Annotated in this window: 12 protein-coding genes; 8 read left to right on the top strand and 4 right to left on the bottom strand. The window is 63.8% G+C overall.

Features of this window, described 5'->3' with window-relative positions; all coding sequences use genetic code 11:
- Positions 1 to 76: 76 nt before the first annotated feature.
- The gene (locus ACVWY5_RS23575) at positions 77 to 2,005 is read right to left on the bottom strand and encodes a long-chain fatty acid--CoA ligase (RefSeq protein ID WP_028338339.1); all 1,929 of its coding nucleotides are present in this window, start codon (positions 2,003 to 2,005) and stop codon (positions 77 to 79) included.
- Positions 2,002 to 2,823 carry an ABC transporter ATP-binding protein gene (locus tag ACVWY5_RS23570; protein WP_028338338.1) on the bottom strand — a complete coding sequence of 274 codons (822 nt, stop codon included), beginning with the start codon at positions 2,821 to 2,823 and terminating at the stop codon, positions 2,002 to 2,004. The genes ACVWY5_RS23575 and ACVWY5_RS23570 overlap by 4 nt, the downstream gene beginning before the upstream one ends.
- A gap of 387 nt (positions 2,824 to 3,210) precedes the next feature.
- Between ACVWY5_RS23570 and ACVWY5_RS23565 the strand changes: the two genes are divergently transcribed.
- From ACVWY5_RS23565 to ACVWY5_RS23550, 4 genes are all read left to right on the top strand, one after another.
- The gene (locus tag ACVWY5_RS23565; RefSeq protein ID WP_028338337.1) at positions 3,211 to 3,885 is read left to right on the top strand and encodes a Crp/Fnr family transcriptional regulator; all 675 of its coding nucleotides are present in this window, start codon (positions 3,211 to 3,213) and stop codon (positions 3,883 to 3,885) included.
- Positions 3,886 to 4,022: 137 nt separating this feature from the next.
- Positions 4,023 to 5,123 (top strand): GDP-mannose 4,6-dehydratase, encoded by a 1,101-nt coding sequence (gmd, locus tag ACVWY5_RS23560; RefSeq protein WP_431014815.1) that lies wholly within the window; start codon positions 4,023 to 4,025, stop codon positions 5,121 to 5,123.
- Positions 5,104 to 6,048: a GDP-L-fucose synthase gene (gene fcl, locus ACVWY5_RS23555; protein WP_028338335.1), complete on the top strand. Its 945-nt coding sequence runs from the start codon at positions 5,104 to 5,106 to the stop codon at positions 6,046 to 6,048. The genes gmd and fcl overlap by 20 nt, the downstream gene beginning before the upstream one ends.
- 117 nt (positions 6,049 to 6,165) lie before the next feature.
- A complete protein-coding gene (locus tag ACVWY5_RS23550) occupies positions 6,166 to 7,143 on the top strand; it encodes a tripartite tricarboxylate transporter substrate binding protein (protein WP_028338334.1) in 978 nt (325 codons plus the stop codon).
- Positions 7,144 to 7,241: 98 nt separating this feature from the next.
- On the opposite strand, the gene ACVWY5_RS23545 is transcribed toward ACVWY5_RS23550, so the two are convergent.
- Complete coding sequence (locus ACVWY5_RS23545) at positions 7,242 to 8,087, bottom strand: uroporphyrinogen-III synthase (protein ID WP_028338333.1); 846 nt, start codon at positions 8,085 to 8,087, stop codon at positions 7,242 to 7,244.
- Between the two features lie 136 nt (positions 8,088 to 8,223).
- On the opposite strand from ACVWY5_RS23545, the gene purU reads away from it, so the two are divergent.
- Together purU and ACVWY5_RS23535 are read left to right on the top strand one after the other, a co-directional pair.
- On the top strand, positions 8,224 to 9,087 hold the full coding sequence (gene purU, locus ACVWY5_RS23540) for a formyltetrahydrofolate deformylase (protein WP_028338332.1): 864 nt from the start codon (positions 8,224 to 8,226) through the stop codon (positions 9,085 to 9,087).
- Between the two features lie 315 nt (positions 9,088 to 9,402).
- The gene (locus tag ACVWY5_RS23535) at positions 9,403 to 9,597 is read left to right on the top strand and encodes a hypothetical protein (RefSeq protein ID WP_028338331.1); all 195 of its coding nucleotides are present in this window, start codon (positions 9,403 to 9,405) and stop codon (positions 9,595 to 9,597) included.
- 386 nt (positions 9,598 to 9,983) lie between these two features.
- Here ACVWY5_RS23535 and ACVWY5_RS23530 read toward each other — a convergent pair whose 3' ends face one another.
- Positions 9,984 to 10,262: a hypothetical protein gene (locus tag ACVWY5_RS23530; protein ID WP_028338330.1), complete on the bottom strand. Its 279-nt coding sequence runs from the start codon at positions 10,260 to 10,262 to the stop codon at positions 9,984 to 9,986.
- Positions 10,263 to 10,638: 376 nt separating this feature from the next.
- Between ACVWY5_RS23530 and ACVWY5_RS23525 the strand changes: the two genes are divergently transcribed.
- Together ACVWY5_RS23525 and ACVWY5_RS23520 are read left to right on the top strand one after the other, a co-directional pair.
- Complete coding sequence (locus tag ACVWY5_RS23525; RefSeq protein WP_028338329.1) at positions 10,639 to 11,820, top strand: ABC transporter substrate-binding protein; 1,182 nt, start codon at positions 10,639 to 10,641, stop codon at positions 11,818 to 11,820.
- A 158-nt stretch (positions 11,821 to 11,978) separates the two neighbouring features.
- Entirely contained in the window at positions 11,979 to 12,848 is an 870-nt protein-coding gene (locus ACVWY5_RS23520) for a branched-chain amino acid ABC transporter permease (protein WP_028338328.1), read from the top strand.
- Positions 12,849 to 12,855: the final 7 nt, after the last annotated feature.

Here is a 12,855-nt window from a genome sequence, read left to right as displayed (position 1 = left end):
CGACTAACGGTGTAGCCCTCTCCCACAAGGGGAGAGGGCACATTCATGAGCACCGCGTTCTGGTCGCGCAACACAGTCATTCCGCGGCCTCCGCGATCACGGCGCGGCCGAGGTCGACGACCTCGAGCGTGGTGCGGACGCGCTGGGTCGAGCCGTCCTGGAAGCGGATCACGGTGTCGACGGGGATGGTGGCCTTGCCGCGGTAGATCGCATCGATGATGTCGGCGTATTTCTCGTTGATCACGCCGCGGCGGACTTTTCGGGTCCGGGTCAGCTCGCCGTCATCGGCATCGAGCTCCTTGTAGAGCAGCAAAAAGCGCGAGATGCGTTGCGCCGGCGGCAGGGTGGCATTGACGGTCTCGACCTCATTCTTGAGCAGCGCATAGACTTCGGGCCGCGAGGACAGGTCGGTGTAGGTCGTGAACGAGATCCGGTTCTTCTCCGCCCATTTCGAGATGATCGAGTAGCGGATGCAAATCATCGCCGCGAGCGCGTCGCGGCCGGCGCCGAGCACCACCGCCTCGGCGACATAGGGCGAAAACTTCAGCTTGTTCTCGATATATTGCGGCGAGAAGCGTTCGCCGCGCGAGGTCTCGGCGAGATCCTTGATGCGGTCGATCACGACAAGCTGCCGGTTGTCGTTGTAGTAGCCGGCATCGCCCGAATGCATCCAGCCGTCCTTGATATCGGCGACCGATGCTTCGGGGTTCTTGTAATAGCCGTGGAACATGTTCGGATGCCGCACCACGATCTCGCCGACGCCGTTGACGTCGGCATTGTCGATGCGGATCTCGATGCTGTCGGCCATCGGCACGCCGGTGGTGTCGGGATCGACCTTGCCTTCGGGATGCAGCGTGTAGGCGCCGAGCAGCTCGGTCTGGCCGTATAGCGTGCGCAGCGGCACGCCCATCGCCTGGAAGAACTTGAAGGTATCCGGCCCGAGCGCCGCGCCGCCGGTCGCCGCCGAGCGCAGCCGCGTGAAGCCGAGCCGGTCGCGCAGCGCACGGAACAAGAGCTGGTCGGCGAACACAGAACGCTTGCCCTCGGCGAGCGCCGCAAGGCCGGTCCTCATGCCGAGGTCATAGAGCCGCTGCTTGAACGGCGAGGCGTCCATCACCCCGGCACGGACGTCGGCCGCGATCGATTCCCAGACTCGCGGCGCGAACAGCACGAAGGTCGGCGCGATCTCGCGGAAGTCGTGCATCATGGTGTCGGGCTCTTCGACGAAGTTGACCTTCATCCGGGAGAGCAGCCCTTTGCCCAGCGCGTAGATCTGTTCCATGATCCAGGGCAGCGGCAGCACCGATACATATTCGTCGTCGGGCCCCTTCGGATCGAAGGCGAGATAGGTCGCGCAGTGCCGCAGCACGCGCCCGGCAGAGAGCATCGCAAGCTTCGGGTTGGCCGTCGTGCCCGAGGTGGTGCAGAGGATCGCGACGTCCTCGCCCTTCGTAGCGTCGACCAGTCGCTCGTACAGTCCAGGCTCGCGCGCGGCGCGGTCGCGGCCCAGCGCAACGAGCTTGCTCGCCTCCATCAATCGCGGATCGTCGTATTTGCGCATGCCGCGCGGGTCGGAATAGACGATGTGCTTGAGGTGGGGCACGCGATCGGCCAGGCCGAGCAGCTTGTCGACCTGTTCCTCGTCTTCGGCGAAGACCAGCTTGGCCTCGCCATAGGTCAGGAGATAGGCGGCTTCCTCGTCGAGCACGTCGCGATAAAGACCGAGGCTCATCGCGCCAATCGCGTGGGCCGCGATCTCGGCGGCGACCCAGTCCGGCCGGTTGTCGCCGATAATGCCGATCACGTCGCCGCGGCCAAGCCCGAGCTCGACCATGCCGAGCGCGAAATCATGGGTGCGGGTCTGGTAGTCGTTCCAGGTGAATTCGCGCCACAGCCCGAAATCCTTCTCGCGCAGCGCGATCTCCTGGCCGTGTTCCTTCGCGTTCAGGCGCAGCATCTTGGGAAAGGTGTCGGCCTGCGCGGCGCGACCGGCATAGTCCATCATGCGGCGCTCTCCCGCACCGCCGGCTTGTCGTCGGGATCGACCAGCGCCTCGTCCTCTTCGCCGAGATAGGCGCGCTTGACATGGGGATCGGCGAGCACGGTGGCCGGATCGCCCTCGGCGATCTTGCGGCCGAAGTCGAGCACCATGACGCGGTGGGAGATGTCCATCACGACGCCCATGTCGTGCTCGATCATCATCACCGTCATGCCGAACTCTTCGTTGAGATCGACGATGTAGCGCGCCATGTCTTCCTTCTCTTCGAAGTTCATGCCGGCCATCGGCTCGTCGAGCAGGATCAGTTGCGGCTCGAGCGCCATCGCCCGGGCTAGCTCGACGCGCTTGCGCAGGCCGTAGGGCAAAGTGCCGGCGGTCGCCTTGCGCACCGATTGCAGATCGAGGAAGTCGATGATCTCCTCCACCTTGCGGCGGTGCTCCAGCTCCTCGCGGCGCGCGCCGGTCAGCCAGTACAGCGATCCCGTGATGAAGTTGTTCTTCAGGAGGTGATGGCGGCCGACCATAATGTTGTCGAGCACGCTCATGTGGTGGAACAGCGCGAGATTCTGGAAGGTCCGGCCGATGCCGAGCCGGGGCCGCGCGTTCGGGTTGAGGCCGGTAATGTCCTGGCCGCGATAGAACAGCTGGCCTTCGGTCGGCCGGTAGCGGCCGGAGATACAGTTGACGATCGAGGTCTTGCCGGCGCCGTTCGGGCCGATGATGGAGAACAGCTCGCCCTCGTTGACGCCGAAGCTCACTTCGGTCAGCGCGCGGACGCCGCCAAAGCGCAATGAGACTCCGCGCACCTCGAGACTATTAGCCACCCTGTTCCCTCCAGATACGGGCGCTTTGGCGCGCTCTTTATCTTCGCTTCGATCTTACATGGGCCGCCGAAGGGAGACCATCCGACTAATGATGCCTGCGTTCGGGAGCATCGCTTGACCCGATCGCCTGCGTCATGCGCGGTAACGCCGCACCCGCCTGCAAGCCCGTCTCTCGCGTCGTCCGCCTTCAGCGATCCATCAAGGAGCTGCGCGACGTTACGCGAGGTGGCTCTGAATACGAGAAAGCGATAGGTTGAATTGTCATGTGCCCGACATTTAGTCAGGAATTTTCGCTGGCATTCCAGGCCTCGGGTCCCTGGCTTCGCGCACGGCGTTGCTGCGGTGCAATATCGTTGCAGTATCTTGGGGGAGGACGCCGTCGCTAGCATGATAGCTGCTGATTACCTGAGGCACATCGCGGCCTGGTCGCGCGAACTGAGCGAGCAAGAAATCGAAATCGCGCGCGCCGGCATTTCCGAAAAATCCTATCGCGCCAACGAATTCATCTTCATGCGCGGCGACAATTTTCAGTACTGGACCGGCATCGTCACCGGGCTGGCGCGCATGGGCATCGTCTCGCGCGGCGGCAAGGCGGCGAGTTTCGCGGGTCTCACCGCAGGCGCGTGGTTCGGCGAGGGGACCGTGCTCAAAAATGAGCCCAGGCGCTACGATGTGGTCGCACTGCGCGACACGCGACTGGCGATGATGGATCGCCGGACCTTCGTCTGGCTGTTCGAGAACAGTGTCGGCTTCAACCGGTTCCTGGTCGGCTCGCTCAATGAGCGGCTCGGCCAGTTCATTGCGCTGCTCGAATATGGCCGCACGCTGGATGCCACCGCGCGGCTGGCGCGCTCGATCGCCTCGCTGTTCAATCCGATTCTCTACCCCGACCTCACCCTGCACCTGGAGATCACCCAGGAGGAGATCGGGGCGCTGTCGGGGATCTCTCGGCAGAACGCGAACCAGTGCCTGAAGCGGCTGGAGCGCGAGGGGCTGTTGCGGCTCGACTATGGCGGGGTGACCATCCTCAACCTCGACCGGTTGCGCCACTACGGGGAATGATGGGATCCAGGCCGCATTTAACCATTTTCGGGGGCGCTGAAGCCCCGATTCAGCAATTGTGATGTTAGACTTGGAGCAGGCCGGATGCTACAGACCGGCCTCGTCGGCGCGCTGTTTGCGCGATCTCTGGAGATGACATGGCAGTTAAGGATTCGGCGGCTCAGGACTCGAAGCGGCGCGTTGCGTTGATCACCGGCGTCACCGGGCAGGACGGCGCGTATCTCGCCGAATATCTGCTCGGCCTCGGTTATACCGTGCACGGGCTCAAGCGTCGCTCGTCCTCACTCAACACCGCGCGTGTCGACCATCTCTACCAGGATCCGCATGTCGGCAACGTCCCGTTCCTGATGCACTATGGCGACATGACCGATTCGACCAATCTGATCCGCCTGGTGCAGCAGATCCGGCCGACCGAGATCTACAACCTCGCGGCGCAAAGCCACGTCCAGGTCAGTTTCGAGAGCCCGGAATACACCGCCAACGCCGACGCGATCGGCGTGCTGCGGCTGCTGGAGGCGATTCGCATCCTCGGCATGGAAAAGGAGGCGCGGTTCTACCAGGCCTCGACCTCGGAGCTTTACGGGCTCGTGCAAGAGGTGCCGCAGAAGGAGACCACGCCATTCTATCCGCGCTCGCCCTATGGCGTCGCCAAGCTCTACGGCTACTGGATCACGGTGAACTACCGTGAGGCCTATGGCATGTTCGCCAGCAACGGCATCCTGTTCAACCATGAGAGCCCGATCCGCGGCGAGACTTTCGTGACGCGCAAGATCACCCGCGCCGTTGCCCGCATCGAGGTCGGCCTCGAGAACAAGCTCTATCTCGGCAATCTCGACGCCAAGCGCGACTGGGGCCACGCCCGCGACTATGTCGAGGGCATGCACAGGATCCTGCAAGTCGACGAGCCCGGCGACTTCGTGCTCGCGACCGGCGAGACGCGGTCGGTCCGCGAGTTCGTCGAGCTGGCGTTTGCCGAGGTCGGCCGCAGCATCGAATGGCGCGGCAAGGGCGTCGAGGAGGTCGGTATCGACAAGGCGTCCGGCAACACCCTGGTACAGATTGATCCGACCTATTTCCGCCCGACCGAGGTCGATCTTCTGATCGGCGACGCCAGCAAGGCGCGCGCCAAGCTCGGCTGGGCGCCGAAGACGCCGTTCGCGCAGCTGGTGAAGGAAATGGTCGCCAGCGATCTCGTCGAGGCCAGGCAGGACGCGGCCAATGGCAAGCACGGCGTTTGAGCTGAAGGACAAGACGGTCTTCGTTGCCGGCCATCGCGGCATGGTCGGCTCGGCGCTGATGCGCCGGCTGGCGCGCGAGGAGGCCGACCTTCTGACGGTGTCGCGCAGCGAGGTCGATCTGCGCGACCAAACCGCGGTCAACGCATGGTTTGCCGCGAAGCGGCCGCAGGCCGTATTCCTCGCCGCCGCCAAGGTCGGCGGCATCGTCGCCAACAACACGCTGCGGGCGGAATTCCTCTACGACAATCTGGCGATCTCGAGCAACGTGATCCAGGCGGCGCACGCCAATGGCTGCCAGAAGCTGATGTTCTTCGGCTCGTCCTGCATCTATCCGCGCCTAGCGCCGCAACCGCTGCGCGAGGATTCGATGCTGACCGGCCCGCTGGAGCCGACCAACGAGCCCTACGCTATCGCCAAGATCGCCGGCATCAAGATGGCCGAGGCCTATCGCAGCCAGTACGGCGCCGATTTCATCAGCGTGATGCCGACCAATCTCTACGGCCCCGGCGACAATTATCACCCCGAATACAGCCACGTCGTCGCCGCGCTGATCCGCCGCTTCCACGAGGCCAAGGTTTCGGGCGCCGGCAACGTCGCGGTGTGGGGCACCGGCACGCCGCGCCGCGAATTCCTCTATGTCGACGATCTCGCCGACGCCTGCATCCATCTGATGAAGACCTATTCATCGCCCGAACTGGTCAATATCGGCACCGGCGAGGACATCACCATCGCCGAGTTCGCGCGCGTCGTCGCGGCCGCCGTCGGCTATCGCGGCGAGATCAGCTTCGACACGTCGCGCCCGGACGGCACGCCGCGCAAGCTGCTCGACGTCGGCCGGCTGGCCAGGCTTGGCTGGCGCGCCACCACCTCGCTCGAGGATGGCATCGCCCTCGCGTACCAGGCCTATCTGCGCGAGACGAAGTGACGCGGTGAACCTCGCGCCCTCCGACTGAGAATATCTGTCGGCTTGGCGACGCCGCGCGGCTAGGATGCGCGTGCCCAAGCGTGCCGCAAGAGCCGCCAGTGCGTCGGAGGAGACATCATGAAGGTTCTACGCCGCCAGTTCCTGCAACTTGCAGCCGCTACGGCTGCGCTGCCGCTCACATTTGGGAAAGCGATTGCCGAGGCCTATCCGGCGCGGCCGGTTCGCCTCGTGATCGGCTATACGCCCGGCGGTTCGGCGGACCTGACGGCGCGCCTGATGGGGCAGTGGCTGTCGGAAAAGCTCGGGCAATCCTTCATTGTCGAGAACCGGCCGGGCGGCGGGACCAACATCGCCACCGAGCAGGCGCTGCGCGCGGCGCCCGATGGCTACACGCTGCTGCTGGTCGCGCCGGCCAATGCGATCAATGCGACGCTCTACCAGAAGCTGCCGTTCGATTTCATGCGCGAGATGGAGCCAATCGCGGGCATCATTCGCTTTCCCAACGTCGTGGTGGTGCACCCCTCGCTGCCGATCAAGTCGATTCCCGAATTGATCGCCTATGCAAAGGCCAATCCCGGCAAGCTCAACATGGCGTCCTCAGGCAACGGTTCGACGATCCACATGTCGGGCGAACTGTTCAAGATGCTGACCGGCATCAACATGCAGCACGTGCCCTACCGGGGCGGCGCGCCGGCGCTCACCGATATGCTGTCCGGCGTGATGCAAGTGATGTTCGACAATCTTCCGACCTGCGCCGAGCACGTCAAATCCGGCAAGCTGCGCGGACTTGCGGTCACCAGCACGACCCGTTCGGACGTGCTTCCGGACCTGCCGCCGGTCGCCGACTTCCTGCCGGGTTACGAGGCGAGCGCCTGGTACGGCCTCGCGGCGCCGAAGAACACGCCGCCTGAAATCGTCGACAGGCTCAACAAGGCCGTCAATGAAATCCTCGCCGATCCCAAGGCCAAGGCGCGCTTTACCGAGATCGGCGCGATCATGCTGCCGGGCTCGGCTGCCGACTTCGGCAGACTGGTGGCCGACGAGACCGAGAAATGGGGCAAGGTGGTCAAGTTCGCCGGCGCCAAGGTTGATTAGAGCGTTTTCGAGCGAAATGGACGCCGGTTCGCGTGAAGAAAACGCGTCAAAACTAGAATCTAGAGCTCCGTTCCGATTCGATCGGAACGGAAAAGGTTCTAGCTTCGCGCCGTCGCGCGCGGCGGATTCTTTGAAAGCGCCGCCGCCATCGCCGATATCAGCGGCCGCATGAAGAAGGCGTCTTCGGCCGGGTAGATGTCGGTGCGCAGGCCTTGGGACTTGAGTTCGTCCGATACCGCCGGTCCGACCGACGCGATCGGCGTACGCTCGAACCCCTCGCGTAACCTGTCCTCGCAACCGCGCGCCCGTGCCACCTCGATCAGGCGGCGGACCTGGCCGAGATTGGTCAGAGCGATCGCGTCGATGCGGCCCTGCGCCATCTCCTCAATCGCGGTGACGATGTTGGCGTCGGCGGCCTGAGCGTCATAGACATAGGGCAGCACCGTATCGACCTCGGCGCCCTGTGCCTTGATCGCGCCGATCAGGCTGGCGTGATCCTTGTCCGGATAGAGCTGCAGGCCGAGCCGATGGCCGGTCAGGTCGAGCTTCGACAGCATCTCGGCGACGCCTTCCGAGGTTGGCTTCTCGGTCGTCATTTGCGGTTCCAGGCCGATCTCGCGCAGTGCCCGGCCGGGTTTGGGGCCGCGAGCGAATTTGCGCGCCTTGGCGAGGCTATCGCCGAACTCCCGCTCGACGCCGATCCGGCGCACGACTTTCATCAGCCGGCGCAGGCCTTCACCGGTCATCAGCACGAGGTCGTCGAGCGGTCGCTCGATGGCGCGGCGAATCCAGGCCTCGATCGGCGCCGGATCGCGCGCATCGTGGATGGTGAACGCTGGGCATTGCAGCACGTCGGCGCCCTGCTCGGCGAGCAGGCGGGAAAACTGCGCCTCCTCGCGCGTCTCGAGGATCAGGATGCGGTAGCCGTTCAGCCGGTCAGCCATGATGGTCCCTAACAAACATTGTCGTCATTTGTTCGATTTGACCCCCGCGGCGGGATTGGCGCAAGGCCGGCTGCGGTGTAGACGAAGGCCGAAAAATGACTGTTCCACGCATCTGCTCAAGCTTTGGTCAATTGGCATGCCCGACCATCAGTTCGTTTTGACCCTGTCCTGTCCGGACCGTCCAGGGATCGTCTCGGCGGTCTCGACGTTTCTCGCCCATAACGGCCAGAACATCCTGGACGCCCAGCAGTTCGATGACGTGGAGACCGGCAAGTTCTTCATGCGCGTGGTGTTTACCGCGGCCGACCTCGCGGTCGAGCTCGCGGCGCTGCAGACCGGATTTGCCGCGATCGCCGAACGTTTCGGGATGGAATGGCAGATGCGCGATCGCGCCAGCCGCCGCCGGGTGATGCTATTGGTGTCGAAGTCCGATCACTGCCTGGTCGACATCCTCTACCGCTGGCGTACCGGCGAACTCGAAATGATCCCGACCGCGATCGTCTCCAACCATCCGCGCGAGACCTATGGCTCGCTCGATTTCGGCGATATCCCGTTCCATCATCTGCCGGTGACGAAGGAGACCAAGCGGCAGCAGGAAGACGCGGTGTGGAAGCTGGCCCAGGACACCAAGACCGATCTCGTGGTACTGGCCCGCTACATGCAGATCCTGTCGGACGAGATGTCGGCGCGGCTGTCAGGCCGCTGCATCAACATCCATCATTCCTTCCTGCCGGGCTTCAAGGGCGCCAGGCCCTACCACCAGGCCCATGAGCGCGGCGTCAAGCTGATCGGCGCCACCGCGCATTACGTCACGTGCGACCTCGACGAAGGCCCGATCATCGATCAGGACGTCGAGCGCATCAGCCATCGCGACACGCCTGAGGATCTCGTGCGCAAGGGGCGCGACATCGAGCGCCGGGTGCTGGCGCGCGCGATCCGCTACCATCTCGCCGATCGCGTCATCCTCAACGGACGCAAGACCGTGGTGTTCGTGGACTGATCCGCGTTCACTTCGGTTGTCGCGCTTTGACGGCTAGGGTGTCGCCCTGCATCGAGGTGCTGCATGAAACTCATCCACATGAGCGACATCCATCTGACGACGCCGGGGAGAACGATCTTTGGCCGTGATCCCATGCAAGAACTTCGAGCGCGCTGGATCAGGTGCTTGCCGATCACCGCGACGCCGAGCTGATGGTGATCTCGGCGATCTTTCGGGTATCGGCGAGCTCGCTGACTATCACTTGCCGCGCGAACGCCTGAACGGGTTCTCAATCCCGGTGCGGCTCTGCATCGGCAATCATGATCATCGCGAGAGGTGTCTCAGCGTGTTTCCCGCGCCGACGCGGACGAGTTCGCGCAAGGCGTTCACGACACCTCGTTCGGCCGCTGCCTGCTGCTTGACACCTACGACCTGCAGACGGCCGCCGGCAGCTTTTGCCCGGCGCGGCAGGCCTGGCTGGAACGCCAGCGCATGACGGCCCGTTCTTCCTGCTCATGCATCACAATCTAATCCCGACCCGCATCGCGCCGCTGGACCGGATCGGCCTGCTCGATGATGCAGGTTCCGATCGATCGTCACGAAGCACCGGAGCAAGATCAGGCACACCTTCTTCGGTCACTGCCACATCGTGCCGGGCGGTTCGGTGCGGGCGTTCCCATGACCTTCGCTGCGCCGAACCACGGCAGCTATTCAGTATTCGCTGAGGTGCTGACCGTCGCCGATCTGCCGGATTCCTACTGGGTGCGTTCGTCGGCGACGACTACGTCACTGTCCACATGGTGGAGTTCGGCTACCGCGGCGAAATCATCCGCGAGGATCACTCCAGCTAGTCTGTCGGGCTGTCGCTTATCCCGTGCACGGCACAACCCGGTGCCTGTCCTGGTCCGGCCGTACGCTCAGTGGGCAGCGTCCTGCGGTGGCGTTGCCGGCTTGGCGTCATCGCCGCGCTCGGCCGCAGGCATCAGGCGCTTGCGCTCCCGCTCCTGCATGAACTTGTCGTATTCGGGGGTACCTGCCCGCGGCGGCGCGTCGGCGGGCAGGCCGCCGGCCCAGGCCGGAATGTAGTCGGCCATGCCGGACGAGAGCTTCCGGTTCACGGTGCCGCATCCTCCGAGCGTACAGGCCGCGAACGCGAGGGCAGTCAGGACAGAGATAGGGCGCGAGAAGATCGGCATGTGAGGCAGGATACAGCCCTGGTCTTTATGGATGATGATCTTGGGCGCGACCGTTCGGCTGCAATTGTGCTTGTTTGTTGACATCGCGGCGCTGTTTGCACGATCGTACAAATGAATCGGGACCGCCAAGGTGCTCTGGTGGCGCGTGATCGGTTCTTAGGCATTGAGTTTCGTGGCGTTCTTGGTATTTTAATACCATTTTCTGAGTTGGGTCCGATCGCGTCCCGCGCGACACACATCCATCGTCCGATTGACAGAGGGCACGGGGAGACGCCTTGTCGCGTTGCGGCTTGGCGGTGACATGGTTGGGTTAAGATAAGCCAACAACCGGAACTAAAGCTCAGCGCCGAAGATCAGAAGGGGGAGGGGGATGTCGATGTTCAATCGTCGCAAAATGTTGCTGTGGGGCGCCGCTTCCGCCGTGCTTCCCGGGTTGTGCGCCAGCGTGCCGGCGTGGGCGGACGACGCCGTCAAGATCGGGCTGATCCTGCCGATGACCGGCGGTCAGGCGTCGACCGGCAAGCAGATCGATAACGCCATCAAGCTCTACATGCAGCAGAAGGGCGACACCGTCGCCGGCAAGAAGATCGAGATCATCCTGAAGGACGACGCCGCGGTGCCGGACAACACCAAGCGGCTCGCGCAGGAACTGATCGTCAACGACAAGGTCAATTTCATCGCCGGCTTCGGCGTGACGCCCGCGGCGCTCGCCGCGGCGCCGCTGGCGACGCAGGCCAAGATCCCGGAAGTCGTGATGGCGGCCGGCACCTCCATCATCACCGAGCGTTCGCCCTATATCGTGCGTACCAGCTTCACGCTGGCGCAGTCCTCCACCATCATCGGCGACTGGGCGGTCAAGAACGGCATCAAGAAGGTCGCGACGCTGACCTCCGACTACGCGCCCGGCAACGATGCGCTGACCTTCTTCAAGCAGCACTTCACCGCCGGCGGCGGCGAGATCGTCGAAGAGGTCAAGGTCCCGCTCGCCAATCCGGACTTCGCGCCGTTCCTGCAGCGCATGAAGGATTCCAAGCCCGACGCGATGTTCGTATTCGTGCCGGCCGGGCAGGGCGGCAACTTCATGAAGCAATATGCCGAGCGCGGGCTCGACAAGAGCGGCATCAGGGTGATCGGACCCGGCGACGTCATGGACGACGATCTGCTCAACAATATGGGCGATGCCGCGCTCGGCGCGGTGACGGCGCATCTCTATTCGGCCGCGCATCCGTCCGCGATGAACAAGGACTTCGTCGCCGCATACAAGAAGGCGTTCGGCAACCGCCCCGGCTTCATGGCGGTCAGCGGCTATGACGGCATCCATCTGATCTACGAGGCGCTGAAGAAGACCAATGGTGCGACCGACGGCGACAAGCTGATCGAGGCGATGAAGGGCATGAAGTGGGAGAGCCCGCGCGGCCCGATCTCGATCGATCCGGAAACCCGCGACATCGTGCAGAACATCTATATCCGCAAGGTCGAGAAGGTCGACGGCGAGCTCTACAATGTCGAGTTCGCGACCTTCGAGGCCGTCAAGGATTCCGGCAAGACCAAGAAGTGACGCGCGAAAGCGCGTCATCCCCGATGTGCAATTGCACATCGAGGGGCGCGCATGAGCGCGAACCCGGGATCTCGAAGTTATGAAAAAGGTTTCGGGTTCAGCGCGCGTGCGCGCTGCCCCGGAATGACGCGCTAATATCGGGATTTCATCGTCTTTCCATGGCCTCTATCCTCACCAACCTGTTCGACGGCGTCGCCTACGGCATGCTGCTGTTCGTGCTCGCCTGCGGGCTTGCGGTGACACTCGGGTTGATGAATTTCGTCAATCTCGCGCATGGCGCCTTCGCGATGGCGGGCGGCTATATCTGCGCCGTGCTGGTGAACAATTCCGGCTGGCCGTTCTTCGCAGGGCTGCCGCTCGCCTTTGTCGGTAGCGCCGTGATCGGCGTCGCGCTGGAGCGCACGCTGTACCGCCATCTCTATAGCCGCAGCCATCTCGATCAGGTGCTGTTCTCGGTCGGTCTGGTGTTCATGTCGGTCGCGGCGGTCGACTACATCATGGGATCGTCGCGGGTCTTCATCAAGCTGCCGGCGGCGCTGGAGGGCCAGATCGACCTGATCGGCGTCGGCATCGGGCGTTACCGGCTGATGATCGTCGTGATCTGCGGCCTGCTCACGCTGGCGCTGCAACTGGTCCTGGCGAAGACCCGGTTCGGCAGCCGGCTGCGCGCCGCGGTCGACGATCCGCGCGCTGCGATCGGGCTCGGCATCAACGTGCCGCAGGTGTTCGCCTTCACCTTCGCGTTCGGCTGCGGCCTGGCCGGTCTCGGCGGCGCGCTGAGTGCGGAGATCCTCGGGCTCGATCCGTACTTCCCGCTGAAGTTCATGATCTACTTCCTGATCGTCGTCACCGTCGGCGGCTCTTCCTCGATCACCGGACCGTTCCTGGCGTCGCTGCTGCTTGGCATCGCCGATGTCGCCGGCAAGTATTACGTGCCCAAGCTCGGCTCCTTCGTGATCTACACGGTCATGATCGTGATCCTGCTCTGGCGTCCGAACGGCCTATTCGGCCGTACCGCGGCACGGTGAGGCGGTC

This window comes from Bradyrhizobium sp. USDA 3256, from assembly GCF_054058275.1.
Note: the sequence above shows the minus strand (reverse complement) of the source record. Positions and strands in the feature narration are given on the sequence as shown.